Below are 26,354 nucleotides of genomic sequence, written 5' to 3'. Positions count from 1 at the left end.
TGGAAGCCCGGACCGCCGCGCTGAAAGCGAAACTCGCCGCGGACTACCTCCAGGCAGCCAGATCCCTGGCGTCCCCGGCGGCCCCACCCCAGGAACGCACCGCCCACGAGCTTGCCCTCATCGCCGAGGTCGCCTGCGTCCTGACCGTCAGCGAACGCACCGCCGGGGCCTTCCTGTCCGCATCCCGGGCCCTGGCCACGGGCCTGCCGCTGACCCTGGCCGCCCTGCAGTCCGGCACGATCTCCTGGCAGCACGCCCGGATCATCGTCGAGGAAACCGGCAGCCTGGACCCCGCCGCCGCGCGGCGGGCGTGGAAGCACACTTCCTGGACCCCGACGCACCGAACCCCGCCCGGGGCTGCCCGGCCGGGGACCTCGTCCCCTCCCGGTTCCGGGCCAAGGCACGCACCTGGCGCGAACGCCACCACCCGGTCGGCATCGAAGAACGCCACACCGCCAAAGCCCGGGACCGGAGGGTCGAATACCTCCCGGACCGCGACGGCATGGCCTGGCTCTCCGCCCACCTCCCCGCCGCGACCGCGGCAGGGAGGTGGGACCGCACCACCGCCGCCGCCCGCGCCCTCCAAGGCCCCGCCGAACCCCGGACCCTCGCCCAGCTCCGCGCCGACATCACCGCCACCTGGCTCCTCACCAACACCACCCCCGGCACCGCCGCAATGCCCGACGGCGGCGGCGGGGCAGGAGCCGGGGGCCTGCCCGACGGCGGTCTGGAACCGGGGCGCGTCCCGTCCCCGAGGGCGCAGGTCCTGGTCACCGTCCCGGTCCTGTCCCTGCTCGGCGCCACGGACGAACCGGCCATGCTGGACGGGTACGGGCCGATCCCGCCGTCCATGGCCCGGCGCCTGATCGCCGAGGGCGCCGAGTCCTTCCACCGCGTCCTGACCGACCCCCGTGACGGGGCGCCGCTGGAAATCGGACGCACCAGCTACCGCCTCACCAAAGCCATGCGTCAATGGCTGCGGCTCCGCGACGGCAAATGCCCCTTCCCCGGCTGCCACAACCACTCCCTGGACAACGACGCAGACCACCTCCTGGCCTGGGCCGACGGAGGCACCACCGGCATCTCCAACCTGGGCCAGCCCTGCCCCAAACACCACCGCCTCAAACACCGCACCGCATGGACCCCCACCCCGGCCGGCAAAAACCACCCGCCCGGATGGACCTCCCCCTCACACCGGCACTACCCCGGCGAACACCAGGACTGGGAACCACCCCGCTGGCCACCCCACACCCCGATCACCCAGTCGGAACCGGACCCGGACCCGGACCCGGTCCCCCGGCCGGACCAAGAATCGCCCGCCTATCCCGAACCCGACCTGCCCCCGGCCCCCTTCCCCGACTGGAACTCCTTCACCGCCGCACACCCATGGCCCGACCCCGACGACATGGACGATCCAAGCTGGACAGACGATCCAAGCTGGACAGACGATCCGGATGAGCCAGGCGAGCCAGGTTTCGTGAACGACCCCTTCCCGGAATGCGGCGCGTTCCAAAGCGCCTGACCGGGCAGAACCTTGTAAAGGAAACGCCGGTTCCACGCCCCTGAACGCCCCCGCAACCAGCGCCATGCGGCCACGCCTGCTAGTAGGCTCGACCCCACAAGAGATGAACAGGAGGCAGAGGTGGCCGAGACGACCGTTCACGAGATCGTGGCCGAACTGGCCGCGCTCGAGGACCCGAGAGCACGCGAGGTGAATGAGAAACACGGTGACGATCATGGTGTGAACCTCGGCAAACTGCGCGCGCTCGCCAAGCGGTTGAAGACGCAGCAAGAACTCGCCCACCAGCTCTGGGCGACGGATGACACGGCAGCGAGACTGCTCGCGATCCTGATCTGCCGCCCGAAGGCGTTCGAGCAGGATGAGCTGGACGCCATGTTGCGCCAGGCGCGCACTCCGAAGGTTCACGACTGGCTCGTGAATTACGTGGTGAAGAAGAACCCGCACTGCGAGGAGCTGCGCCTTGCCTGGTTCACCGATCCGGATCCAGTGGTCGCGAGCGCCGGCTGGGCGCTGACCACGGAACGCGCGGCGAAGAATCCCGAAGGCCTCGACCTCGCCGGACTGCTCGACGTCATCGAGGCAGAGATGAAAGACGCGCCGGCCCGCTTGCAATGGGCCATGAACCACTGCCTGGCCCAGATCGGGATCGAATACGCGGAGCACCGCGCCCGCGCAATCGACATCGGTGAGCGCCTGCAGGTGCTCAAGGATTATCCGACTCCCCCGAACTGCACCTCTCCATTCGCGCCCATCTGGATCAGCGAGATGGTGCGCCGAAGGCAGGATAAGTAGGAATTGAACGGGCCATCCGACCCTCTACCCCCTACAGTGTCGGCTGGCACTTTCCCTGGCCGAGGAGGGAGAGCTCGGTCGTGAGGTCACCCGCCCCGTATGTCACTACGCCGTGAACCATTGGAGCCCCAGAGAGCGGACACCTAGAGACCGGCCGTCAGGAGATCTGGCGGATCCCGCGCCAATCCGACCCGGGACCGGTGCAGCTCCGGTTTCAGCCCTTGACGATGGACATCGGCAAAAGGCCCCCCGGCGTGGAAGGGGCGATGCTGTCCAGCTGCCATCCATCCACGGATGCCAGGAACATAGCGGTCTGCGACACCGAGTATCCCGACGGGACGTTGCTTGGCCCGTTCGCCGCCGAGGCCTGGTGTTCTTCGGTCAGTTCCTTGAAATGGACGCTTGCCGTCGACCCGCTCACCTCCACGGATTCCACCGTGATCTTCGTCGAAAAGTCCGTGTACCAGAAGCCCTTTGACTTGAACCCGGCCTTTGACCGGGCCACCACCGGAAGGTCCCGCGCGCGCTTGGCCCGGTGCCCCGCCGTCGTCTGCCCTTCGGCCAGGCGCGGAGCCGGGGGATTGTCGAGGACGGTGGCGTTTCGGTTCTCGACAGCAGTCTGGATGATCGCCAAGAGCTCCGGGGACGACGGGCTGGGCACAGCTGTTGTGGAGGAGTCGACCGGGAGCGGCCCGGCTATCGTCTGGCACCCCGCGAGGGCCAACCCGAACAGCACAGCGACGGCGGCCACAGTACGCGGATGTTTCATCCTTGGCCCCCTCACTGTGGATGTCCCCACAGCCTACGCGCGTTTCGCGAATTCAATTCGTATGTATTCGAGCTGTTCGCGTGGGAGGACAGCTGTCATAACCCCGCCCTGTTCAAGTGACGCGCCAACCCCGTACACGAGGGGATCCATGTCGATCTCCACACCCTGCACTTCGACGCCGTCAATCCATACGGTTACGACGCGGCTGCCCGGACGATTACTGAGATCCCCGGTGTTACGGTCCCACGCGATGCCCCCGGGCCATTCGCTCCGGTAGCGATTCACGAGGATGTGGTTCATGTGTTCTGCCAGCACCTGGGCCGGGGATGAGCGTTCGGAAGGGGCCCGATGCCACGTGGTCCGCACGGCCTCCCAGAGCTGCGGGTATCGCATCCGTTGAACCCGTTCAATCAGTCATGCCGGACGCGGCCATGGCGGAACGTCTTCGATCGACCTTCGCGTTTGCTCGTCGACCTGGGCCAGATTCATCGGGTCGGATCGGTCAGCGGGATTGCGCCACAGCGTATAGGTAATGCTCGCCGACATCTCGTTATATCCGCGGGAGTCATGCCCGTACTGTATGCCGACCACATCCGGATCTTCCAGCGATGGCTGGGGCACCAGTCCCACGATAGGGATCGGCATCAATTCCAGACGCCTGGCCTGCTCCAGACGCGGGTCTGGTGCGTCTTCGGGGAGCACTCCATCGAATCTCACTTGCCGATTGTGCGTCGGCCCCGAGTGGTTGGCAATACCGCCGATGCAAGGAATCTGCCTTTCGGGCGCCACGGATGCGCCGTACCTCCCAAGAATGTTCCCCGCCGCGGGTGAGAATTGGCACCATGCCTACGCGTATCGCCCACTTGAACGCCGTAATGCCCGAGCCGTGCGGGAGGACCGCTCCGGTGGTCCAGTCCCCGTCCTCGTGAAAAACAACGCGGGGTCACTTAGCGCCCATTCCGATGCCTTGGATGGGCGCTAAGTGACCCCGCGTTGTGGGCCGCCAGGAAGGAAAGGAGCTAAAACTCCCAGTCCTCATCCTCAGTATTAACGGCCTTCCCGATCACATAAGACGAGCCAGACCCCGAGAAGAAGTCGTGGTTCTCGTCGGCATTGGGTGACAGGGCCGACAGGATGGCCGGGTTCACGTCGGTGACGGAGGCCGGGAACATGGCCTCGTAGCCGAGGTTCATGAGGGCCTTGTTGGCGTTGTAGTGCAGGAACTTCTTGACGTCCTCGGCCAGGCCGACGCCGTCGTAGAGGTCGTGGGTGTACTGGACTTCGTTTTCGTACAGCTCGAAGAGCAGCTCGAACGTGTAGTCCTTGATTTCCTGGCGCTTCTCCTCGGAGACCTTTTCGAGGCCCTTCTGGAACTTGTAGCCGATGTAGTAGCCGTGCACGGCCTCGTCGCGGATGATCAGGCGGATGAGGTCCGCCGTGTTCGTGAGCTTGGCACGGGAGGACCAGTACATCGGAAGATAGAACCCGGAGTAGAACAGGAACGACTCCAGCAGCGTGGAAGCCACCTTGCGCTTCAGGGGATCGTCGCCCTGGTAATAGTCCATGACGATCTGCGCCTTCTTCTGCAGGTTCTCATTCTCGAGGGACCAGCGGAAGGCGTCGTCGATCTCCTTGGTGGAGCACAGGGTCGAGAAAATCGACGAATACGACTTCGCGTGCACCGACTCCATGAAGGCGATGTTGGTGTACACGGCCTCTTCGTGCGGAGTGATCGCGTCCGGGATCAAGGAAACGGCGCCCACCGTGCCCTGGATGGTGTCCAAGAGGGTCAGGCCGGTGAATACGCGCATGGTGAGCTGCTGCTCGTCCGGCGTCAGGGTGTGCCAGGACTGGACGTCGTTGGACAGCGGCACCTTCTCCGGCAGCCAGAAGTTGTTGACCAGGCGGTTCCAGACCTCCACGTCCTTGTCATCCTGGATGCGGTTCCAGTTGATCGCTTCGACGTGGCTAAGCAGCTTGACCTTCTCGGTCATTTCGTCCCCTTAACGTATGTGTTCTTTAAGGTAAGCGTACGACGCCGGGCGCTCACCCGGCGTCGTACTCTTCAGTTTTGAGGCGCGGCGGCTGCCGCAAATAAACAACCGTTATCGGTTACAACATGCAGGAAACGCAGCCTTCTACTTCGGTCCCTTCCAGCGCGAGCTGGCGGAGGCGGATGTAGTAGAGCGTCTTGATGCCCTTGCGCCATGCGTAGATCTGCGCCTTGTTGATGTCACGCGTGGTGGCGGTGTCCTTGAAGAACAGCGTCAGCGACAGGCCCTGGTCCACGTGCTGCGTGGCGGCGGCGTAGGTGTCGATGATCTTCTCGTAGCCGATCTCGTACGCGTCCTGGTAGTACTCCAGGTTGTCGTTGTCGAGGTACGGAGCCGGGTAGTAGACGCGGCCGATCTTGCCTTCCTTGCGGATTTCGATCTTGGCGGCCACCGGGTGGATCGACGACGTCGAGTTGTTGATGTAGCTGATGGAACCGGTGGGCGGCACGGCCTGCAGGTTCTGGTTGTAGATGCCGTGCTCCATGACGGAAGCCTTCAGCTCGCGCCAGTCATCCTGCGTCGGAAGGTGGATACCGGCGAAAAGCTCGCGAACGCGCTCGGTTTCCGGGGTCCATTCCTGCTCGGTGTACTTGTCGAAGAACGTGCCACTGGCGTACGTGGAGTTCTCGAAGCCGCCGAAGGGCTGACCGGTCTCGATGGCCAGCTTGTTCGAGGCACGGAGGGCGTGGAACAGCACCGTGTAGAAGTAGATGTTGGTGAAGTCCAGGCCCTCTTCGGAACCGTAGTGGACGTGCTCACGGGCAAGGTAGCCGTGCAGGTTCATCTGGCCGAGGCCGATGGCGTGGCTCTGGGCATTGCCCTGCGCGATGGACGGCACCGAGTTGATGTATGACATGTCCGACACCGCGCTGAGGGCACGGATGGACGTCTCGATCGACAGGCCGAAGTCCGGGGAATCCATGGTCTTGGCGATGTTCATCGAACCAAGGTTGCAGGAGATGTCCTTGCCGACCGTCTCGTAGCTGAGGTCCTCGGCGTAGATGGACGGCGTGGAAACCTGCAGGATCTCCGAGCACAGGTTGCTCATGGTGATCTTGCCCGCGATCGGGTTGGCCCGGTTCACGGTGTCCTCGAACATGATGTACGGGTAGCCGGACTCGAACTGGATCTCCGCGAGGGTCTGGAAGAACTCGCGGGCGCTGATCTTGGTCTTCTTGATCCGGGAGTCGTCCACCATCTCGTAGTACTTCTCGGTGACCGAAATATCGGAGAACGGGACGCCGTAGACGCGTTCGACGTCGTACGGGGAGAAAAGATACATGTCCTCGTTCTTCTTGGCCAGCTCGAACGTGATGTCCGGGACCACGACGCCGAGGGACAGCGTCTTGATGCGGATCTTCTCGTCGGCGTTTTCACGCTTGGTGTCCAGGAAGCGGTAGATGTCCGGGTGGTGGGCGTGCAGGTACACGGCACCCGCACCCTGGCGGGCACCGAGCTGGTTGGCGTAGGAGAAGCTGTCCTCGAGAAGCTTCATGACCGGGATGACGCCGGAGGACTGGTTCTCGATCTGCTTGATCGGGGCGCCGTGCTCGCGGATGTTGGTCAGCGAGAGGGCCACGCCGCCGCCGCGCTTGGACAACTGCAGCGCCGAGTTGATGCCGCGGGCGATCGACTCCATGTTGTCTTCGATGCGCAACAGGAAGCAGGAGACCAGCTCGCCGCGCTGGGCCTTGCCGGCGTTGAGGAACGTGGGCGTAGCGGGCTGGAAGCGGCCGTCAATGATTTCGTCGACGAGACGGCTGGCCAGCTCTTCGTTGCCGCGGGCAAGGTGCAGGGCAACCATGCAGACGCGGTCTTCGTAGCGCTCCAGGAAACGCTTGCCGTCGAAGGTCTTGAGCGTGTAGGAGGTGTAGAACTTGAAGGCGCCGAGGAAGGTCTCGAAGCGGAACTTCTTCTTGTAGGCGCGGTTGAAGAGATCACGGATGAAGTTCATCGTGTACTGATCGAGGGTCTCGCGCTCGTAGTACTGGTTCTTGACCAAGTAGTCCAGCTTCTCTTCCAGGTCATGGAAGAAAACGGTGTTGTTGTTCACGTGCTGCAGGAAGTACTGGTGCGCGGCCTCGCGGTCGGCTTCGAACTGGATTTCCCCGTTCGGACCGTAGAGGTTCAACATGGCGTTGAGCTCATGGTAGCCAAGGCCCTTATAGGCCTCCGGCAACGGCTTCTTGACCTTGGCGGTGTCCATAGCGCCCTTGGTTACTTCTGTATCTGCGACAGTCGTGTCCAAAACTTTTCCAATCCTTGATTGACCCGGTCAACATCTTCCGGAGTCCCCATGAGTTCGAATCGATAAAGAAGCGGAACCCGGCATTTGGTGGCGATGATGTCTCCCGCCATGCAGTAGTTTTCCGCGAAGTTGGTGTTTCCTGCTCCGATGACGCCGCGGATCAGTTCCCTGTTCTGCGGGTTGTTCAGAAACCTGATGACTTGCTTGGGCACCGATCCTTCGCCATTCGTGCCGCCATACGTGGGCAACACAAGGACGAAGGGTTCCAGTGCGAGCAGCGGCGCGTCCTTGGCATGGAGCGGGATGCGTGCCGCGTCCACGCCGAGCTTCTGGACGAAGCGCTTGGTGTTCTCAGATGTGGAGGAAAAGTAGATGAGGTGACTCCGCGTGCTGACAGCTTCAGCCGTTGCTTGAGCAGGTGCTGTTGCCAGCGCTGCCATGGGAGTCACCTCGACTACATTGGAATACTTTGTTGTTGTGACGGAGTCCTGAAGAGCCAGGTCCCTGAAAACTACGCCACCGAAGCGGCAGCCAGTGCCAGCTCTTCGATCTTGTCCGGACGGAATCCTGACCAGTGGTCCTGCTCGGTCACCACGACGGGGGCCTGCATGTACCCAAGGGCCTTCAGGCGCTCAAGGGCCTCGGCATCCTGGGAGATGTCAACGCTCTGGTAGGCGATGCCCTTCTTGTCGAGTGCACGGTAGGTTGCGTTGCACTGAACACAGGCCGGCTTCGTGTAAACCGTAACAGTCATGGTTCCTGTCCCCTTTGTTGAAGTCTTTGCTCTTCGTTCGGCAGGCCCCGCCGGTTCTGGTTCCGACTCCGATGCTGGCCCGCTGGGCCACCGAGGCGGCCAAACGCTCTATTCATGTCTTGTGCTGGTTTCCCGCTCAATCCGTAAATCGATACTACATGTAGTGCAAGCGCCTCAGCGGGACCCCAAGATGATGTATTACAAGTATGTCATTTTACGCACCGGTAGTCCACAGGCCAAGGGGGTAAAAATGTCCGGGAATTCGCCAAATCCGGAGACGTAATCCACACCCTGTGGACTACTTAGCCACAATTATTCGTCAGCGTGTCGCTTGGATCCCGGCGTGTCGCGGCATCCTGAAAACACCGTTTTCGCGAGTCGCCCGCCACACTTCCAAGCGCCTGGTCGGCGCCGGGCCGACCGAGCAACAGCAACAGCGGAGACCGAATTCACACCGCTATGCTGGCTGGGCACGGATTTCGGCCGGCACCGAGCCTAAGGATCACTGATGGTCAACCTTCTCCACCTGCGGACGCTCCTTGAAGTCACGCGGCTCGGCTCCTTCGCGGCAGCCGCCGGGCGGCTCGGCTACACCGCCTCAGCCGTATCCCAACAGATGGCGGCGCTGGAACGGGACACCGGCGTCGAACTCTTCCACCGTTCCGCGCGCAGCGTGGTTCCCACCGAGGCCGCCCTCACCATGGTGCGCCATGCCTCCAAAGTGCTCACCGACGTCGAGACCCTGTTGGCCGCCGCCTCGAGGAGCACGGACTCCCCCGTCCAGGAGCTGCGGCTTGGCATCTTCCCAAGCCTGGCAACCTACATCCTGCCGGACATCCTCCGGAACCCGCGCTGGAAGAAGCTGGGCATAGAACTGCGCGTGTGGGTGGCCGAGCCTTCCCAGACCATCCAAGGGCTGCGCACCGGCGGCGAGCTGGACCTCGCGCTGGTGTACCAAGTGGGCCAGTCCGGACTCGCGTGGCCCCATACCCTGGACCGGCAATGGATCGGCGACGACGACTTCCGGGTGGTGCTCCCCGCATCGTGGGGCATCCGGGAGGACGCCGAAATGCAGGCCTCGCAACTCTCGGACATGCCCTGGATCATGCACCATCCGGGCACCAGCGACGCCGTGGTGATTGAACGCCTGTTTGCCAGTTGCAATCTGCATCCGCGCGTCGTGGCCTATAGCGATGACTTCCACGCCAGCCTCGAGATGGCGGCAGCCGGACTCGGCGCCGCCCTGGTGCCGGAACTTGCGCTGCGGCACCGGCCGCCCGGCGTCGTGGTTCTCGACGTTCCGGACATCCGGCTCGCCCGCAACGTCTTCGCCCTGCTCCTCAACGAGAAGCGCACGGCGCAGGTGCAGCTCTTCACCGAATTGCTGGCCGACACCCTTCGCGGGAGCACAGCAACCGTCCGGGCCGGCAGCCCCGCGATGATGCCCAAAACGACTCAAAAGTCAACGCCCAAACCGCCTGCCTGAAATCTTCCAGGATGCTGGAACACGCCGCTTGTTTGGGACTATCTTGAAGACATGAGCAAGGTAGCGAGCAAACATTTTGGGGAGATCGAGCTCAACCACGGGCGGGAGCACTGTTACGTGGCTTCGCACGAGCTCGCCGGAAATCCCCTCGAACTGGACCTGAACGTCACGGCGCATGACCACTTCGACGAGAAGGCACTCCACAAGGTGGACTACCGCCTGGGCTACCTCCCCGAGTTGGTGGACCAGGTCCGGGACATGATTGCCGAGGAGCTGGACCAGGACGGCACCAACTCCCAGCAGTTCCTCCACTTCCACTCCAACCAGCTCAAGGAAGAGCAACTGGAGGCGGTGTTCGGCGTCCGGGATAGGACGCAGCTCACCAAGGACGTTTTCCTCAAGGCCCTCAAACTAGGTCATGTAGCGATCTACCCCGGCCAGCCGGAGCGCTATTTCGTCCTGGATTTCACCTTGGGCTCGCACTTCACCGACGAGCTCCTGGTAGTAGCGGCGGACGAGGACGGCGTGGTGGACGACGAGATCCTCTGGGAGTCCTGACACGCCAGTTCCAACTAACGATTAAACAACGACGGCAGCCGGTCACCCTTCGAGGTGACCGGCCGCCGTTGTTTGTACTTCCGGGGTTTTACTTGGCTGCTTCGAGCAGTCCGGCGCGGACCGTCTTGGTGGCCTTGACCAGGTTGCGCAGGGACTCTTCGGTCTCGGCGTAGCCACGGGTCTTCAGGCCGCAGTCCGGGTTGACCCAGAGCTGGCGGGACGGAACGTGCTTGACGGCGGTGGACAGCAGCTCGGTGACTTCGGCCTCGCCCGGAACACGCGGCGAGTGGATGTCGTAGACGCCCGGACCAACGCCACGGCCGAAGTGGTGCGCCTCGAGGTCGTGGACAACCTCCATGCGTGAGCGTGCTGCTTCGATGGAAGTGACGTCGGCGTCGAGGCCGTCGATCGCGTCAATGATCACACCGAACTCCGAGTAGCAGAGGTGGGTGTGGATCTGGGTGGCGTCGGCGGCACCGGCGGTAGCCAGGCGGAAGGAGTCAACCGACCACTTCAGGTAAGCGGCGTGGTCAGCCTTGCGCAGCGGGAGGAGTTCGCGCAGCGCGGGCTCGTCCACCTGGATGACCTTGATACCTGCAGCTTCGAGATCGGCGATCTCGTCACGCAGCGCCAGGCCGACCTGGTTGGCGGTCTCGCCCAGCGGCTGGTCGTCGCGGACGAAGGACCAGGCCAGGATGGTGACCGGACCGGTGAGCATGCCCTTCATCGGCTTGGTGGTCAGGGACTGCGCGTATTCGGCCCAGGCAACCGTGATGGGAGCGGAGCGGGTGACATCGCCCCAGAGGATGGACGGACGGGTGCAGCGGGAGCCGTAGGACTGGACCCAGCCGTGGACCGTCACGTCGAAGCCTTCGAGGTTCTCGGCGAAGTACTGGACCATGTCGTTGCGCTCGGGCTCGCCGTGCACCAGGACGTCGTAGCCAAGTTCTTCCTGCAGCTCGACGACGCGCTTGATCTCGTCCTTCATGAGCTGCTCGTACTGCTCGTTGGTGAGATCACCCTTGTTGTTGCGGGCACGGGCAGAGCGGATTTCCGAAGTCTGGGGGAAGGAACCAATGGTCGTGGTGGGCAGCGGCGGCAGGTGCAGCGCTGCTTCCTGGGCGGCTTCGCGGACCGGGTACTCGGAGCGGTTGAAGTCGGCCTCGGTGAGGGCAGCGGTGCGGGCACGGACGTCGGCGCGCTGGACGCCTTCGGCGGTGGCCCGGGAGGCGATCACTGCGGAGGCCTCGTCGATGGCGGCCTTCGCGGATGCCGGGTTGGCCAGGTAGTCCGCGAGGGTCTTGACCTCGACGGCCTTCTGGTCAGCGAATGCGAGCCAGCTGCGGAGCTGCTCCGAGAGCTGGGTTTCCTCAGCAGTGTCGTGGGGAACGTGCTGGGTGGAGGTGGAGGTGCTGACGGCAAGCTTGCCGGCTGCGGCCTTCAGTTCGTCCAGCTTGGCGGCCGAGACGGCGAGGTCGTTGCGCCAGATGTTGTGGCCGTCGACGACGCCGGCAACCAGGGTCTTGTTGCCGAGGCCCGCCAGGGCTGCTGCGGACGGCACCGCGCCCTTGAAGACGTCGATGTGCAAGGCGTCGATGTTGGTCGCGGCAAGGGTGCCGAGCTGGCCGTCGAGGGAACCGTACGGGGTGGAAACGAAGAGCTGCGGGCGCGCTGCGGCACCGGAGAGGACCTCGTACGCACGGGCAGTGGCAGCCTGGATTTCCGCGGCCGGGGTGTCCTGGTCGACAACGAGGGCGGGCTCGTCCAACTGGATCCAGCTGGCGCCTGCAGCGGCCAGCTTGCCGAGCAGTTCGACGTAGACCGGGAGGATGTCCTCGAGGCGGGACAGCGGAGCGAAGCCCGCAGGAGCGTCGTCGGAAGCCTTGGAAAGCAGCAGGTAGGTCACCGGGCCGACGATGTACGGGCGGGTCTCGATCCCGTTGGCCAGGGCGAACTCGAATTCCTCGACGATGCGGTTGGAGGCGAGCTTGAAGTCGGTCTCCGGGCCGATTTCCGGAACGAGGTAGTGGTAGTTGGTGTCGAACCACTTGGTCATTTCCAGCGGCTGCTGTTCCTTGTTGCCGCGGGCCAGGGTGAAGTAGCCATCGATGTCGAGCTGGCCTTCGGCGTTGAGCAGCTGGCCGAAGCGGGCCGGGACGGCGCCCAAGTGTGCGGTGGCGTCAAGCACCTGGTCGTAGAAGGAGAAGGTGCCAGGAACGGCGGCGGCTTCGTTGAGGCCAAGTTCCTGGAGTCGCTTCGCGGTGGTCAGCTGGATGTCCTTGGCAGCGGCGTCAAGGGCAGCGGCATCGATCTTGCCGGCCCAGTAGGCTTCGACGGCCTTCTTGAGTTCGCGACGGCGGCCGATGCGCGGGTAGCCGAGAATCGAGGCTGCGGGGAACTGGGTGATGTTCTGTTCAGTCATGGGATTTCCTTGGGGCAGTAGGTGCAAATCGATGTGTCTAGGGATTAGCGGACCAGCGTTGGCTGATCAGCTGACGAGTTCTTGCCGGCGGGCGATGGCGCTGAGCCTGCTGGCAGGCCGGGCCGGCCGGGGCAAGGCAAGCTTGTCCAGCACGTCCAGGGCGCAAGCGTGCTCGTTGAAGGTGTACAGGTGGATGCCTGGAGCGCCGGCCTGGAGGGCGGCGTTGGCCAGGTCCACCGTGGCGCGGACTCCGATCTTGCGGCGTTCGGAATCGTTCTCCGCCGCGGCAAGGCGTTCGATCAGCTCCGGTGCCGGTTCGACGCCGGTGAGTTCGCCGAGGCGCTTGAGCCGGCGAAGGCTCGTCAGCGGCATGACGCCCGGAATGATCGGGATCGTGACGCCCGCACGTCGGGCTCGGGAGATGAGGTCCGCATATTGCTCAGTGTGGAAGAAGACCTGCGTGATGGCGAAGTCGGCGCCCGAGCGCTGCTTCGCGAGCAGCACCTCGACGTCGTGCTCCACGCTCGGAGACTCAGGGTGGCGGGTGGGATAGGCCGCCACGCCAACGGCGATCTTGCCCGCGCACAGGAGGGCCGAACGTCGCTGTTCCACGCGGCGGATCAGCTCGATCAGGTCCTGGGCGTAGCGCAGCGAACCGTTGACCGGCTGTCCGCTGTCCTTGGGGAGGTCGCCGCGCAACGCAAGGATGCCGCGCACGCCATTGTCCAGGAGCTCGCCGATGATCTCGGCCAATTCCTGCGGGGTGTTTCCAACGCAGGTCAGGTGGGCCAGCGGCCGCAGGGTCGTTTCGAGCAGCAGCCGGTTGATGAGCTCGACGGCGGTGTCCCGGTTGGATCCGCTGGCGCCGTAGGTGACGGAGACGAAGTCAGGGTCCGTGGCCTCAAGCTCCCCGATGGTCGTCCAGAGGGACTCCGCAGCCGCTGGAGAGCGGGGCGGGAAAAGTTCGTAGGACAGGGCAACAGGAGCGGCGCCGGTCAAGTTTGGATGGGTGTCGATGAGGCTTGGTGGTGACATTTGCGTCCTTGGCTGTGTGTCAGCGGGCCTGCGTTCGCGGACTTGAAAGCCATGTCCTTGGACTGCAGAATCGGTGAATTGAGTTTGGGGATACACGCAACGAACTCCAGCAGGGCGCAGCCGCGACTGTTACGCCTGGAATGAAGTTGTCCGTGTGCAAATGTCAGGCCCACATGGGGGCACCCACACCCTCCTGCCTGCCTTCAAGAGGCAGATCCGGCGGAGGATCGCTGACACGTTACCGCGGTAACTTGAATACGACTCTAGATCGGGGCTCCGGGCGCCACAAATCCCCCACCGAATTAAGACGCATTTTTACGCTACGTTTCGCCTGATTTCTGAAGATTGTTCGTTTTGGCCTTCGTCAGGGTTAAAGCCACAAACACTACGCCATGGAGAACCCCGCCGCGAGCCCTCCCCATGGAGGTCCTGCAGGACTATTCTTTTGCCATGATCCAGCTTCCAGCCAGTTATCAGGAGTACCTCGACGGCAAGGACGAGCGGTTCATCCAGACCGTCCGCCCCATCTTGATGCAATCGGCCGCGGACAAGCTTCACGGTGTGCGCGTGCTCTACAACCGCGGCCTGACGGGCCACCAAGCGCATCTGGATGATTCCATCCCGTACGGCACCATCGTGGAGGACATCGACTAAGTCCTGAATGCTGAGTCCCGGCGCTCGGCCGATCAGCCCTTCATCGCGCCGGAAAGCGCAAACGCGCTGCCGGCCCCCCTGGCAACCACCGTGTAGAGGATAAGCACCGGAACCGAATACAAGATGGAGAAGGCGGCGAGTTCCCCATAGGCAATGGCTCCATGCTGGCCAAAGAAGCTGAAAACAGACACTGCGGCAGGCTGCTTGAAAGTAGACAACAACAGGATGAACGGGACGAAGAAGTTCCCCCAGGCCTGGATGAAGACGAAGATGAACACCACGCCCAGCCCTTGCCTCATCAGGGGCACGACGATTCTCCGGAGCGTGGCCAGTCCCGAGGCACCGTCCATCCAGGCAGCTTCCTCCAGCTCAAGCGGCACGGAGTCCATGAAGTTCTTCGTCATCCAGATGGCCATGGGCAAGGTGGTGGTTGCCATGAAGAAGATGGTTGCCGGCATCGAGTCCAGCAATTGCAACTGCACGAACAGGCCATAGACCGGCACCATGATCGCGGTGACCGGGAGCGAGGTGCCGAACAGGATCGCGTACAGGAACGGCTTGTTGAATCGTGATTGGTAGCGGGACAGCGGATAGGCCGCGAGCACGGCGGCCGCCAGGTTAACAACCGCGGTTCCTGCCGAGAGCAGGAAGCTGTTCACGAGTGGCTGTAAGAGCAGCCCAGGCGTCAGTACGGCGGCAAAATTAGCGAACGACGGCGATTGCGGCCACCGCGTCTCGTAGCCGGCGTGCGGATCAACGGAAGCAAGAATCAGCCACGCAAGGGGCAGCACAAAACACAGCCCGATCACCGCCAAGGCCGCGTTGGCCGCCAAGCGGACGCGGAGCCGTCCCGCGGCCACCGCCGTCGGGCGCTTCGCGGCGGGCAGCGGCGCACGGCGGAGGGAGGTCACAGTTTCGCCCCGCGGATCAACCTGACGTACACGGCACCGAAGACCATGCCGATCAGGATCAATACCGAAGCGATCGCGGTGCCGTAGCCGATGTCTCCGAGCTTGAAGGCTTCCTGGTACGCCAGCACGGGCAAGGTAGTGCTCGCGTTGGAGGGACCACCGGCCGTCATCACCCAGATGAGGGTGAATACCGCGAGCGTTTGGAGGGTGATCAGCATGAGGTTGGTGGCGACGCTACCGCGGATGATCGGAAGGGTGATGAAGGCCAGACGTTGCCAGCCCCGGGCGCCGTCCATGAGGGCGGCTTCGGAGACGTCGCGGGGGACCTGGGAGAGCGCGGCCCTGTAGACCAGCATCGAGAACGCGGTGCCGCGCCAGACATTGGCCAGGATGATGGCGGCCATCGGAAAGGCATAGAGCCAGTTGGTGCCCTGGACGCCGATCATTCCCAAGAGCTGGTTGAGCGTGCCGTCCTGGCTGAAGTACGCGTAGGCGGCGAAGGCCGCCACGATCTCCGGCAGTATCCACGAAGCGACCACCACCGTGCCCACCAGCGACGCCGTCGTTCCCCCGGATCTTGTCATCAACAGGGCGATGACCAGGCCCAGGGCGTTCTGTCCGAGGATCGCAGACACGGCCACGAAGACTACCGTCAGCCATGCCGAGAGCGGGAAGGCGGAATCCGTCAGCATCCGGGCGTAGTTGTCCAGGCCGACCCATTGAGGGTTCAGGGCGGCCTTGCCTGATAGTGCGGCGTTGGTGAAGGAGGCGTAGATGGACCACGCCACAGGCGCCAACATGAAGAGGGCCAGCAGCAGGATTGACGGCACTACAGGCAACAAGCGGAGCCTGCGACGCAGTGACCTTTGGATTGGGGATCTGTGCCGCAGCGAACCGCGACCAAAGGAATCACGGACTGCCATGCGTCATTTCTGCATGACCTTGGTGTCGCCGACGAGTTTCTTGACCGATGCGTCGTATTCGGCTGCTGCCTCCGCCGGGCTTTGTTTGCCGGTGATGACGGCCTCGGTGGCCTGTTGGACGGCGAGGGAGATCTTCGGGTAGTCGGCGGTTGCCGGGCGATAGTGCGTGACGCCCACCAGATCGGAAACATCCTTCACGAACGGGTTGGCCGCTTGGTAACCGGGATCGGATGCGACATCGGTGCGGACGGCGATCTGCGAATTGTTGACGTCGAAGGCCAAGGCATTCTTCTTGTTCACGGCAGTGGTCAGGAACTTGAAGGCCAGGTCCGGGCTCTTGGTCTTCGCCCCGACGGCGAGCGTCCAGCCACCGGACATGCTCACGCCACCGGGATCCTGTCCAAACTGGGTGGGGAACTTGGCTACGCCCATATCCTGCGCGTAACCGGCCCATTCGTAGGAACCGCCCTTTTGCCAGAACGACGGCGCGTAGGAGCCTTCCACGGTGGCGCCCATTTTGCCCTGCGGCAGCCACTGTCCAAAGACCTTCTTCCACACATTCGAATCGAGGGCGTCCGCCGGGGTCACGGAAAGCTTCTCATCGTAGAGGGTCTTCAGGAACTGGAGTGAATCGGTGAATCCTTTGGAACCCACAACCCATTTCTTGTCGCTTTCCGAATACAGGGAGCTTCCCGTTCCATAAAGCAGTTCGTAGAAGCTCTGCATGACCGTTCCCTCACCGGTGCCTTTTCCGGCGTACATGCTGAAGGGGATCACACTCGGATCCACGGCCTTCATTTTGCGGGCCGCAGCCAAGATGTCATCCCAGGTTTTCGGCTGCCAGGGCAACGGTATGCCGGCCTTCTGGAGGACCGTCTTGTTGTACCAGATCGCCCTGGTGTCGGTGCCGAGCGGGACGGCATAGATACTGCCGTCGTCACCGCGTCCCGCGGCCTTGGCACCTTCGTTGAACTTGGACCACTCGTCCCACGAGGCCAGTTGCGAGTCGAGTTTGAGCAAGTATCCGGCGTCGACGTCCGAGCGGACCTTGAAGGTGTCCTCGTAGAAGACGTCCGGAGCGGTGTCCTGGGAACGCTGGGCCAGCGCGAGCTTGGTGCCATAGTCGTCGTCGTTGGCTTGGATGGGCTCCAGGTCCACAGTGACGCCCGCGTTTGCCGCCTCGAATTCCTGCTTGGCGTCCTGGAAAACCTTGTCCAGGGCGGTGAAGGAGTCCGTCTTTTGATAGACGATCTTGATGGTTTGTTTGCTAACAGCTTGCGGTTGGGCGGAACAGGCGGCCGAGGCCAAAAGGCCTACGACGCCGAGCAGTGCTGCTCCGATCCGGACTGGGCGACGCATGACGCTCCGATCTTCAAGCGGCTGCAGCCCCCACACTTCAGCTGGCCCAGCCTGTTGCCAATTTTGATAAATGCAGCCCTGCGACGCAGGACGTGGTGAAGGCCTCAGCCTTCCAACAGGAGCCGCTGGGCGCGCGGCGCAAGCGTGTGTTCGAGTACCAGGCACGCCGCCCCGATGGCGCCGACGTCTTCGCCCACGCCGGTCCCGACAACTTCGATGCCGTGGATGCTGTTGGCGGCACTGTTGGCCGAGAGCAGCGGAGGAATGCGATCCAAGTAACGTTCGGACATGCGGCCCCAGAACGGGCCACCAAAGACGACGCGTTCGACGTCGAGGGTGTTGGTCACCACCGCAACCGCGCGGGCAACCAGCACCGCCGACTTATCTATGATCGCGACGGCGCGTTCGTCACCTGCATCCGCGGCGTCGCAAAGCCTGGCGAAGCCTTCCTGCACTTCCGGGCCCTCGGTGCCTTTGCGGCCACCGTTCAGGACACCTTGCTCTTCGGCTTCGGCCACGAGGACCTGCGGGATGCAGGAAGACTTGACGCACCCGCGCAGGCCGCAATCGCATTCGGGCCCGTCCGGATCGACAATGATGTGTCCGATTTCGCCGGCGTTGCCGGATGTTCCGCGGACAACCTCGTCGTTCAGGACGATGCCGCAACCGATGCCGGTACCCATATACATGAAAATGAAACTTCCGGTGCCGCTGGGCCCGCCGGCCCAGGTTTCGGCGACGGCCGCACTGGTGACGTCCTTGTCCACGAGGGTCTCGAGCCCGGTGGCTTCGGCGAGGGCGTCCCTCAGGTGCACCCGGTCCCAACCCGTCATGAGGGGCGGATCCACGACGGTACCCTCATCGAGGTCTATGGGTCCCGGCGCCGCGACGCCAAGTCCTGCGATCTTTCCCGTATCAACGCCGGAATCTTCGATCAGCGCCTTGATTTCCTCCGCTATGGCGGCGATGACGCGCTGTGGATTGCTTCCGGTCGGTGTGGGAATCCTGGAGTGCTTCACAACGTCGCCCACGAGGTCCAGGACCACGGAGGTGATGACCGCGGGATCAAGATGGACGCCAAGCGCGTACATTCCTGAAGGATTCAGGCGCAGGATGGTGCGGGGTTTACCCGGACCGCTGCCTTCCTTGCCTGCCTCGACAATGAGCCGTTGATCCAGGAGGCGGCGGGAGATGTTCGAAATAGTCTGTGGTGAAAGGCCGACGATTTGGGCGAGTTCCACCCGGCTCAGTCCGCCCGACGAGCGCCTGATCGCGTCGAGAATGACGGTCAGGTTGAAGTCCCCCATGCGGGGCAGATTGGTTCCGCGCCTCGGAGTGGGCTGGCGGATCTCAGTCACGGATTCCCCTAAAATCATTCGAATAATGCTGTTGCATTTGCATCGTACGGCACGTGTGCTTGTCCCGGTATGCCCACACGCTGCCCAGGCGTAACGGACCCCGATATTGCTGATGGGAGGCCCGGGAAAATGGCACTCATGCCGCAGGCCGAGCTGGATATCACCACGGGGCTGGTGAGGAGTTTGCTCGAAGAGCAGCTGCCCGGGCTCTCCCACCTTCCGTTGGAGCTGGTGGCCAACGGATGGGACAACGTCATGTACCGGCTTGGCAAGGAGTGGGCCGTCCGGTTGCCCCGCCGGGGGGCAGCAGCGCAGTTGATACTGCATGAACAGCAATATCTCCCCGGGTATGCCAAGCGTTCCCCCGTGCCCCTCCCCAGCCCCATCCGCTCGGGACGGCCATCTGCAGACTACCCATGGCCTTGGAGCGTGACTCCTTGGCTGGAGGGACTCTCCGCGGTGCGGGCGTCCCAAAAGTCACGGAACGCGGCCGCCGAGGACCTTGCCGCGTTCCTCGTCGCCATCCACGTTCCGGCCGCACCTGGCGCGCCCGTCAACCCCGTCCGCGGGGTGCCTTTGGAATCGAGGACTGACGCGGTCATGGACCGGCTCGACGATTCCGGCCGCTATCCGCAAGCGGTGCAGTTGCGGACGATCTGGTCCGAGGCTTGCCTGGCCCCGCCGTGGGACCGACCCGGGCTGTGGCTGCATGGAGATCTCCACCCGGCGAACGTCCTCCTGCGGCCCGACGGCCGTCTCGCAGCCGTCGTCGACTTCGGAGACCTCGGGGCCGGGGATCCCGCCGTCGATCTGGCCGTCGCTTGGTTGATGTTCGACGGCGGTGCGCGGCGCCGTTTCGTGGCGGCGTTCGGACCCGCTGTGGATGCCGCTACGTGGGCCCGGGCCCGCGGCTGGGCTGTGGTCCTTGCGACAGCGATGGTCAGTTTCTCGGATGACAATCGCGGGATGGCTGGAATCGGGCACTTCGGGGTGGAGCAGCTGCTGCTTGAGCGCTGACGCCTAAAACTTAACGCTGCGCGTCACAGTGAATTTCGGGTTTCGGCCGATTTCGGTGGTGGGACCGATCAACCTTTCCAACGCCGCGCGATACTGCAAGTGGCTGTTGTAGACAGTCCAGAGTTCGCCTCCGGAAGCCAGGACCCGTGCCGCAGCGTCAAACATCTTCGTGGCCGCGCCGGCATGGACGCTGGCGCCGAGGTGGAACGGCGGGTTCAGCAGGATGAGGTCGGCGCTGCCTGGTTCGAAGGTAGACATCGCATCGTCCTGGACTACCGTGATTCGATCTGCCAGCCCGTTGGCCGCCGCGGTTGCCTTGGCGGACGAGACTGCTGCCGCCGATTGGTCCGTCGCGGTAACCCGGGCATTGGGACGGCTCCGGGCATACATCGCGGCGAGGATCCCGGTCCCGCAGCCAAGGTCTACCGCGTGGCGCGCTTCGGGGATCCTGTCCAGGAAGCCCAGGAGGAAGCGCGTGCCAATATCCAGCTTCGTCCCTGAAAACGCACCCCCGTGGGCACAGACCGTCATCCCCAGCTCGGTGTTCTGCTCCGAGACCGGGAAGGGCTCCGGAGTGTCCGGCCGCTTGGGACCGGCGGCAAGCAGGACACGTGACTTCCGCTGCGCAAGCTGCGGCTGCACCGACTCAAAGCTGCGTTCAAGGACAGCGTTCATGCCCAGGGACATGTGCTTGACGCGACCTCCGGCCAGCAGGACGGCTCCTGGCGCCGCAAAGCGCGCAACGGCGTCGACGATTTCTTCCAGTTCCGCGAGGGCCTTGGGGAGCTGCATGATCACCAGTTCGGCGCCGTCAAGCAACCCGGCGCCCAGCTCGAACTGGTCAAAGCGGCCGGACAATCCGGACGCGTCGGCGTTCCGTTGCAGCGCGAGCCTGCCGACGTACAGGTCTTGGGTCACCCGGACGTGCCCGACGCCGAGGGCCGCCGACGCGCCCAGCGTCAGGGCTCCGTAGCGGTCACCGATCACCGCAACGCGGGTTTCCGGACTAGCGACGTAGCCCGCCGCGGTCTCGAGGAGGAGCCGATCGGTGGCGTCGTGCGCCTGCAGGTTCTCCGCCTCGACGTCGGGGAAGCGGCGGAGGGTGCCGAACAGCGTCTCAAGGTGTGCATCCAGCTCGGTCAAGGTCACGGTGCACCAATCTACCCCCTCAGGAACCCTCGACAACACTGGGGTGGCGGAGGAAGGTAGAGATTGCAAGTAATCGACCGTCTGACCGCTGCTGAAGGCACGGCACGTGCCGCAGCAGCCCGGACACCAGGGTCCGCTGCGAAGGGCGAGCCACGTTGCGGACCTCGAAGATCAGGCTCCCACTCCCCTTGTGAGCAGACCATGACTGTCAACCTCGTCACTCAGCTTGAAGTAAAGTCGCACAATTCCCCCGATGAAATCCGACGGCCGGAGAAAGCCGTGGTGGAAAACGTCACTGTCGGTGACTACACCATCGGCCGCCTCAGCTTCGAACCGGGCTGGAGTTGGGCGGATTGCATCAAACCGGTGGTCCAAACCGATTCCTGCCAGCTCAACCACGTAGGGTACTGCGTTGCTGGTGCACTGGAAGTCGAGACCACCGACGGCAAGAAGATCAGCATCTCCAAAGGAGATTCATATACCATCCCACCGGGACACAATGCATGGGTTGTAGGCGACGAGACCTACTCGGCCATCGAGTTTGTCAGCGCAGCAGAATATGGAGTCAAGCCCGAGTAGGAGGCTGTGCGTGCCGTCAGCGCGTCCCTGTCACCCCCTGACGGCAAGTCGCACCAGCAATCCTCGACCCGGATGAAGCTACCGAATACGAAACGCATCTACAATCGTCGCAGGCGACCGTCCGCACGGACAGTTTCACACCGGACGGGATACGCGGCCGCCTATTCACCGGCAAGTAGAGGACGTGTTTCCATGGCTTTCGTTGAACCAAGCGCCGACGTCTCAGAGCATGCACTCATTGGGCAGGGTACAAGGATCTGGCATCTCGCCCAGATCAGGGAAGAGGCCCGCCTCGGCGAAAACTGCAACATTGGTCGGGGCGCCTATGTCGGCCCAGGCGTCGAAATAGGAGCCAACTCCAAGCTGCAAAACTATGCATTGGTCTATGAGCCCGCCCGGCTGGGCGCCGGAGTCTTCATCGGCCCGGCAGCCGTACTCACCAACGACACGTACCCCAGGGCGGTGAGCCCCGACGGCACGCTAAAGTCGGCCGACGACTGGACACCCGTGGGTGTGATCGTGGAAGACGGCGCGGCAATCGGCGCCCGCGCGGTGTGCATCGCGCCCATAACGATCGGCAGGTGGGCAACCGTTGCCGCGGGCGCGGTGGTCGTCCGGGACGTTCCGGCCTTCGCATTGGTTGCCGGAGTTCCCGCCAAGCAAATCGGCTGGGTGGGCAAGTCCGGACATCCCCTTCGGCCCGACGGCGACGAACTGGTGTGCCCCGCGACGGGAGAGCGATACGTCAAAAACGGAGACTCGCTGAAAGAAGCTCGCGCGGTATGAGCAGGGTCCGTGCCGCCGTCGTCGGGGGCGGAATCATCGGCGTCGCCGTGGCACGCGAGCTCACCCGCAGCCTCGACAATGTGGACGTCACGGTATTCGAGAAGGAAATCGGGCTTGGCGGACACCAGACCGGCCACAACAGCGGCGTTGTGCATGCCGGGCTCTACTACGAGCCTGGAAGTTTGAAGGCGCGACTCTGCCGCCGCGGTGTGGACCTGCTCCGGCAGTTCGCGGCGGAGAAGAATCTCGGCTACGAGGAGTGCGGCAAAGTAGTCGTCGCCCACAATGCCCGCGAACTTGACCGGCTCAAGGCGATACACGCACGGGCCATCGCCAATGGCGTGCCGGACGTCCGCATGGTCGGCGCGGATGAACTCACCATGATCGAGCCGCATGTCCGCGGCCTGGCAGCCCTGCATTCGCCGCGCACCGCGATAGTCGATTACCGCGCGATCACGGATGCCTTGGCCCAGGACCTACGTGCCGCAAGCGGAAACATCCTGCTGGGACTGGCCGTGACCGGCGTGGAAGACCATGGCAGCGAGGTGCGGCTACGGTCCTCACGCGGAACTGAAGCCTTCGACGTCGTCATCACCTGTGCCGGCTTGCAGTCGGATCGGCTGGCCCACGCCGCCGGAGACCCCGCGGACCCCCGTATCGTGCCCTTTTTCGGCGACTATTTCCTGCTCCGGCCCGAGAAGCGTTCTTTGGTCAAGGGCCTGATCTATCCCGTGCCGGACCCGCGATATCCCTTTCTTGGCGTCCACCTCACCAAACGCATCGACGGCGCCATCCTGGTGGGACCCAATGCTTTCCTGGCGGGTGGCCGGGAAGCCTACCGCCGCGCGCAAGTGTCCCCCGCCGACCTCCGCGCCGTGCTGGGGTTCCTGGGATTTTGGCGGTTCGCTGCAGGCAACCTGCCCGCAGCCGCCCGGGAGGCGCGCACGGTGATTAACACCCGCGCCTTCGTCAGGGAGGCACAAAAGTACGTCCCGGACATCCTGCCGGGCGATGTCACGCGCGGCCCCCGCGGAATCCGGGCGCAGGCAATGACCTCCGACGGCAGCCTCGTCGATGACTTCGTGATTACCGGCACGAGCCGCGTCCTCCACGTACGGAACGCTCCCTCGCCGGGGGCGACCTCGTCGATGGCCATCGCCGAGCACATCGTGGCCGAGGCAATGGGACGAGCCCGGCTCTCCTGATCCAGGGCACCTGACAGTTACACCCGCGCGGCCATTTCCTCCCTGCCCGGGGGGGTCGCTCCGACATCCGCTGGCATTTCCGCGTATCCGAAGCCAAAAAACAGGTAAACGACCGCCGTCCCCGACGTGCGGCGGCCAAAAAAACGGGTACCGGCACTCGTGCAACGCTCCCGGCCGGCTCCATATGCTTCCGTCATTGAGTGCCTGAAACCAATGACAGAAGCAGGTCGCGACATGAGCAACAACCGAAATTTCCCTTTGGCTGTGCGCCGCGCGGTCCTGCCGACTGTCCTGGCCATGATCGCAACGCTCCTGCCGTTGCAGATGGCAGCCTCCGCCGTCGCAGCCACAGATCCATGCGCTGCGCCGGTCACCAACCCGGTTGCTTGCGAAAACACGCTGGCCGGGAACCCTGCCTCGGAATGGCAGGTCGCCGGAGCCGGAGACTCAACGATCCAGGGTTACGGCACGTCGATGAGCGTCAATATCGGTGAAACGATCTCGTTCAAGATTCTGACGCCCGCCTCGGCCTACCACATCGATGTGTATCGGCTTGGTTACTACCAGGGCTTGGGGGCCCGCAAAGTTGCCTCGAACGTACTCCCCTCGGTTGCACTGCCGCAGACACAGCCGGCCTGTAACACTTACTCCGACACGGGACTCATCGACTGCGGAAACTGGAGCGTCTCGGCTTCCTGGGCGGTGCCGTCCACGGCGGTCTCCGGCGTCTATCTTGCAAGGCTCGTCCGCAACGACACGAACGGCGCGAGCATCGTACCGTTCGTGGTCCGGAACGACGCCGCACATTCAGACGTGGTGTTCCAGACCTCGGATGAGACGTGGCAGGCGTACAACACCTATGGGGGCAACAGCCTCTACAGCTGCACCGTCGCTTGTCCTCCCGGCAACCCGCAGGCCTATAAGGCGGCCTTCAAAGTCTCGTACAACAGGCCGTTCCATTCCGCCGCAGACGACCAGGGACGAAGCTGGCTGATGTACTCCGAGTACCCGATGATCCGGTTCATGGAAGCGAACGGGTACGACACGAGCTACATGAGCGGCAACGATGTCGCCACCAAGGGTTCCCTTCTTCTCAACCACAAGACGTTCATGTCCGTGGGGCATGACGAGTATTGGTCCGGCGACCAGCGCGCCAATGTCGAAGCCGCCCGCGACGCCGGGGTGAACCTTGCTTTCTTCAGCGGCAACGAGGTCTTCTGGAGGACACGTTGGGAACCGAGCGTCGCCGGACCCAGCGCGCCCGGCCGGACGCTGGTGGCCTACAAAGATACGCATTTCAACGCCCCAACCGACCCGGTCTCGTGGACGGGAACCTATCGGGACCCGCGCTTCGGGACCTCCACCGGCGGAGGAAACCCCGAAAACGCACTGACAGGCCAGTTCTTCATCGTCAATTCAGGAACCACCGACATCACGGTCCCCTCGCAATACAGCGCGCTCCGGATGTGGAGGAACACGACGATTGCCACGATGGCCCCCGGAACCAGCGTGACCCTCGGTGCGGGCCTGGGAACACTCGGTTACGAATGGGATATAGACGCCGATAACGGATTCCGGCCCGCCGGCCTTTTCAAGCTGTCCTCGACCACGAACACGTCCGCGGAAGTGTTCACGGATTACGGTTCGCAGACTGCCACAGGAAAGACGGCCACCCATAACCTCACGATGTACAAAGCTGCGAGTGGAGCAATCGTCTTTGGCGCCGGAACAGTCCAGTGGCCGTGGGGACTTGACGGGTTCACCACTGGAAAAGCCGTGGACAAGAACATGCAGCAGGCTACGGTCAACCTGTTCGCTGACATGGGAGTCCAGCCGGCAACGATCGTCACAGGGTTGACTGCAGCCACCCGATCCACCGACGTCACTCCGCCGACGTCCACCATCACCGCACCATCCTTCGGCGCGAACATCGCTGACGGTACCATCGTCACCATCAGCGGAACCGCGGCCGACACCGGGGGCGTGGTGGCCGGCGTCGAGGTCTCCACCGACAACGGAAACACCTGGCGTCCTGCCACCGGCACAAACAATTGGACCTTTAGCTGGAATGCGCACGGCAACCCCACCTCTACCCTGCGCTCACGCGCCGTTGACGACAGCGGCAACGTGGAGACGCCGTCGTCGGGCGTGGTCACCAACATCGCCTGCCCCTGTTCCCTTTCGGGCGTGAACATCTCACCGGCCGTGGCCGATGCCGCGGACCCGACCGCGATCGAGGTCGGCGCCAAGTTCTACTCCGAAGTGAACGGAACCATCAAGGGAGTCCGGTTCTACAAGGCAAGCAAAAACACCGGGACTCACATCGGCAACATCTGGTCCGCCAGCGGGCAGCTGTTGGCGACTGCAACTTTCACCGGCGAGTCCGCCACCGGGTGGCAGACGGTGAATTTCTCGACGCCCCTGGCCGTCTCCGCGAACACGATGTACGTGGTTTCCTACTACGCTCCGGCGGGCCATTATTCCGAGGACACAGCCTACTTCTACCTGCATCCGTCTCCGCCGCCAGCGGGTAACAGCCGCGTAGACAGTGCGCCGTTGCATTACCCGCGGAGCCTCCCGGGCACACCTAACGGCCTCTACGCCTACGGCTCTTCCTCGGCGTTCCCGAACGAATCCTATGACGCCGAGTACTACTGGGTAGACGCGATCTTCAATCCTTCAAGCACTGCCCCCGCGGTCTCGTCCACGTCCCCGGCCAACAACGCCACCGCCGTGCCCACCAACACCGCACCGACCGCGACCTTCAACCAGG

23 protein-coding genes and 1 pseudogene are annotated in these 26,354 nt (G+C 63.6%); 10 read left to right on the top strand and 14 right to left on the bottom strand.

The genetic code is table 11. The annotated features are described in order from the left end of the window. Nucleotides 1-1,522, top strand: a pseudogene (locus QRN59_RS21890) (HNH endonuclease signature motif containing protein); the annotation flags it as partial. A gap of 120 nt (nucleotides 1,523-1,642) precedes the next feature. After that, complete coding sequence (locus tag QRN59_RS21885) at nucleotides 1,643-2,314, top strand: DNA alkylation repair protein (protein ID WP_284984559.1); 672 nt, start codon at nucleotides 1,643-1,645, stop codon at nucleotides 2,312-2,314. 214 nt (nucleotides 2,315-2,528) lie between these two features. On the opposite strand, the gene QRN59_RS21880 is transcribed toward QRN59_RS21885, so the two are convergent. The 7 genes from QRN59_RS21880 to nrdH form a co-directional block, all read right to left on the bottom strand. After that, on the bottom strand, nucleotides 2,529-3,083 hold the full coding sequence (locus QRN59_RS21880; RefSeq protein ID WP_284984558.1) for a hypothetical protein: 555 nt from the start codon (nucleotides 3,081-3,083) through the stop codon (nucleotides 2,529-2,531). Nucleotides 3,084-3,116: 33 nt separating this feature from the next. Next, the gene (locus QRN59_RS21875; RefSeq protein ID WP_284984557.1) at nucleotides 3,117-3,476 is read right to left on the bottom strand and encodes a hypothetical protein; all 360 of its coding nucleotides are present in this window, start codon (nucleotides 3,474-3,476) and stop codon (nucleotides 3,117-3,119) included. Nucleotides 3,477-3,497: 21 nt separating this feature from the next. Further along, complete coding sequence (locus QRN59_RS21870; protein ID WP_284984556.1) at nucleotides 3,498-3,800, bottom strand: hypothetical protein; 303 nt, start codon at nucleotides 3,798-3,800, stop codon at nucleotides 3,498-3,500. A 302-nt stretch (nucleotides 3,801-4,102) separates the two neighbouring features. Then, entirely contained in the window at nucleotides 4,103-5,077 is a 975-nt protein-coding gene (gene nrdF / locus QRN59_RS21865; RefSeq protein WP_059389329.1) for a class 1b ribonucleoside-diphosphate reductase subunit beta, read from the bottom strand. Between the two features lie 118 nt (nucleotides 5,078-5,195). Beyond that, nucleotides 5,196-7,343: a class 1b ribonucleoside-diphosphate reductase subunit alpha gene (gene nrdE, locus QRN59_RS21860; protein WP_284984561.1), complete on the bottom strand. Its 2,148-nt coding sequence runs from the start codon at nucleotides 7,341-7,343 to the stop codon at nucleotides 5,196-5,198. Nucleotides 7,344-7,354: 11 nt separating this feature from the next. Further along, on the bottom strand, nucleotides 7,355-7,825 hold the full coding sequence (gene nrdI / locus QRN59_RS21855; protein WP_284984555.1) for a class Ib ribonucleoside-diphosphate reductase assembly flavoprotein NrdI: 471 nt from the start codon (nucleotides 7,823-7,825) through the stop codon (nucleotides 7,355-7,357). 71 nt (nucleotides 7,826-7,896) lie between these two features. Continuing rightward, nucleotides 7,897-8,139, bottom strand: a complete 243-nt coding sequence (nrdH, locus tag QRN59_RS21850) for a glutaredoxin-like protein NrdH (RefSeq protein ID WP_028267421.1) — start codon at nucleotides 8,137-8,139, stop codon at nucleotides 7,897-7,899. A gap of 508 nt (nucleotides 8,140-8,647) precedes the next feature. On the opposite strand from nrdH, the gene QRN59_RS21845 reads away from it, so the two are divergent. After that, on the top strand, nucleotides 8,648-9,625 hold the full coding sequence (locus QRN59_RS21845; RefSeq protein ID WP_284984554.1) for a LysR family transcriptional regulator: 978 nt from the start codon (nucleotides 8,648-8,650) through the stop codon (nucleotides 9,623-9,625). Between the two features lie 51 nt (nucleotides 9,626-9,676). Beyond that, nucleotides 9,677-10,183: a DUF2004 domain-containing protein gene (locus QRN59_RS21840; RefSeq protein ID WP_284984553.1), complete on the top strand. Its 507-nt coding sequence runs from the start codon at nucleotides 9,677-9,679 to the stop codon at nucleotides 10,181-10,183. 88 nt (nucleotides 10,184-10,271) lie between these two features. Here the strand turns inward: QRN59_RS21840 and metE are convergent, their stop codons facing one another. Together metE and QRN59_RS21830 are read right to left on the bottom strand one after the other, a co-directional pair. Then, the gene (gene metE / locus QRN59_RS21835) at nucleotides 10,272-12,605 is read right to left on the bottom strand and encodes a 5-methyltetrahydropteroyltriglutamate--homocysteine S-methyltransferase (protein WP_284984552.1); all 2,334 of its coding nucleotides are present in this window, start codon (nucleotides 12,603-12,605) and stop codon (nucleotides 10,272-10,274) included. 66 nt (nucleotides 12,606-12,671) lie between these two features. Next, nucleotides 12,672-13,640, bottom strand: coding sequence for a methylenetetrahydrofolate reductase (locus QRN59_RS21830; RefSeq protein ID WP_284984551.1), 969 nt, complete (start codon nucleotides 13,638-13,640; stop codon nucleotides 12,672-12,674). Nucleotides 13,641-14,090: 450 nt separating this feature from the next. Between QRN59_RS21830 and QRN59_RS21825 the strand changes: the two genes are divergently transcribed. Continuing rightward, nucleotides 14,091-14,294 carry a hypothetical protein gene (locus tag QRN59_RS21825; RefSeq protein ID WP_113990700.1) on the top strand — a complete coding sequence of 68 codons (204 nt, stop codon included), beginning with the start codon at nucleotides 14,091-14,093 and terminating at the stop codon, nucleotides 14,292-14,294. 32 nt (nucleotides 14,295-14,326) lie between these two features. Here QRN59_RS21825 and QRN59_RS21820 read toward each other — a convergent pair whose 3' ends face one another. The 4 genes from QRN59_RS21820 to QRN59_RS21805 all read right to left on the bottom strand — a co-directional run bounded on the left by QRN59_RS21820 (nucleotide 14,327) and on the right by QRN59_RS21805 (nucleotide 18,845). Continuing rightward, nucleotides 14,327-15,181: a carbohydrate ABC transporter permease gene (locus QRN59_RS21820; protein ID WP_284984560.1), complete on the bottom strand. Its 855-nt coding sequence runs from the start codon at nucleotides 15,179-15,181 to the stop codon at nucleotides 14,327-14,329. Nucleotides 15,182-15,201: 20 nt separating this feature from the next. Continuing rightward, nucleotides 15,202-16,005 (bottom strand): carbohydrate ABC transporter permease, encoded by an 804-nt coding sequence (locus tag QRN59_RS21815; RefSeq protein ID WP_502871099.1) that lies wholly within the window; start codon nucleotides 16,003-16,005, stop codon nucleotides 15,202-15,204. 126 nt (nucleotides 16,006-16,131) lie between these two features. Next, nucleotides 16,132-17,487: an extracellular solute-binding protein gene (locus tag QRN59_RS21810; RefSeq protein ID WP_284984548.1), complete on the bottom strand. Its 1,356-nt coding sequence runs from the start codon at nucleotides 17,485-17,487 to the stop codon at nucleotides 16,132-16,134. 104 nt (nucleotides 17,488-17,591) lie between these two features. Then, complete coding sequence (locus QRN59_RS21805) at nucleotides 17,592-18,845, bottom strand: ROK family protein (RefSeq protein ID WP_284984547.1); 1,254 nt, start codon at nucleotides 18,843-18,845, stop codon at nucleotides 17,592-17,594. A 129-nt stretch (nucleotides 18,846-18,974) separates the two neighbouring features. On the opposite strand from QRN59_RS21805, the gene QRN59_RS21800 reads away from it, so the two are divergent. Next, complete coding sequence (locus QRN59_RS21800; protein WP_284984545.1) at nucleotides 18,975-19,862, top strand: aminoglycoside phosphotransferase family protein; 888 nt, start codon at nucleotides 18,975-18,977, stop codon at nucleotides 19,860-19,862. A gap of 3 nt (nucleotides 19,863-19,865) precedes the next feature. Here the strand turns inward: QRN59_RS21800 and QRN59_RS21795 are convergent, their stop codons facing one another. Next, nucleotides 19,866-21,005: a class I SAM-dependent methyltransferase gene (locus QRN59_RS21795; protein ID WP_502871098.1), complete on the bottom strand. Its 1,140-nt coding sequence runs from the start codon at nucleotides 21,003-21,005 to the stop codon at nucleotides 19,866-19,868. Nucleotides 21,006-21,212: 207 nt separating this feature from the next. Between QRN59_RS21795 and QRN59_RS21790 the strand changes: the two genes are divergently transcribed. The 4 genes from QRN59_RS21790 to QRN59_RS21775 all read left to right on the top strand — a co-directional run. Continuing rightward, nucleotides 21,213-21,590: a cupin domain-containing protein gene (locus QRN59_RS21790; protein ID WP_284984543.1), complete on the top strand. Its 378-nt coding sequence runs from the start codon at nucleotides 21,213-21,215 to the stop codon at nucleotides 21,588-21,590. A gap of 192 nt (nucleotides 21,591-21,782) precedes the next feature. Next, nucleotides 21,783-22,376, top strand: coding sequence for an N-acetyltransferase (locus QRN59_RS21785; RefSeq protein ID WP_284984541.1), 594 nt, complete (start codon nucleotides 21,783-21,785; stop codon nucleotides 22,374-22,376). Continuing rightward, on the top strand, nucleotides 22,373-23,581 hold the full coding sequence (gene lhgD, locus QRN59_RS21780) for an L-2-hydroxyglutarate dehydrogenase (RefSeq protein WP_284984540.1): 1,209 nt from the start codon (nucleotides 22,373-22,375) through the stop codon (nucleotides 23,579-23,581). Before QRN59_RS21785 ends, lhgD begins: the two co-directional genes overlap by 4 nt. A 234-nt stretch (nucleotides 23,582-23,815) precedes the next feature. Then, nucleotides 23,816-26,354 (top strand): N,N-dimethylformamidase beta subunit family domain-containing protein (locus QRN59_RS21775; RefSeq protein WP_284984539.1); only part of this gene is annotated, 2,539 nt, incomplete at its 3' end.

The sequence above is a fragment of the Arthrobacter sp. efr-133-TYG-118 genome, from assembly GCF_030209755.1.
Taxonomy (GTDB): Bacteria; Actinomycetota; Actinomycetes; order Actinomycetales; family Micrococcaceae; genus Arthrobacter.
This window is presented reverse-complemented; position numbering and strand designations above follow the sequence as displayed.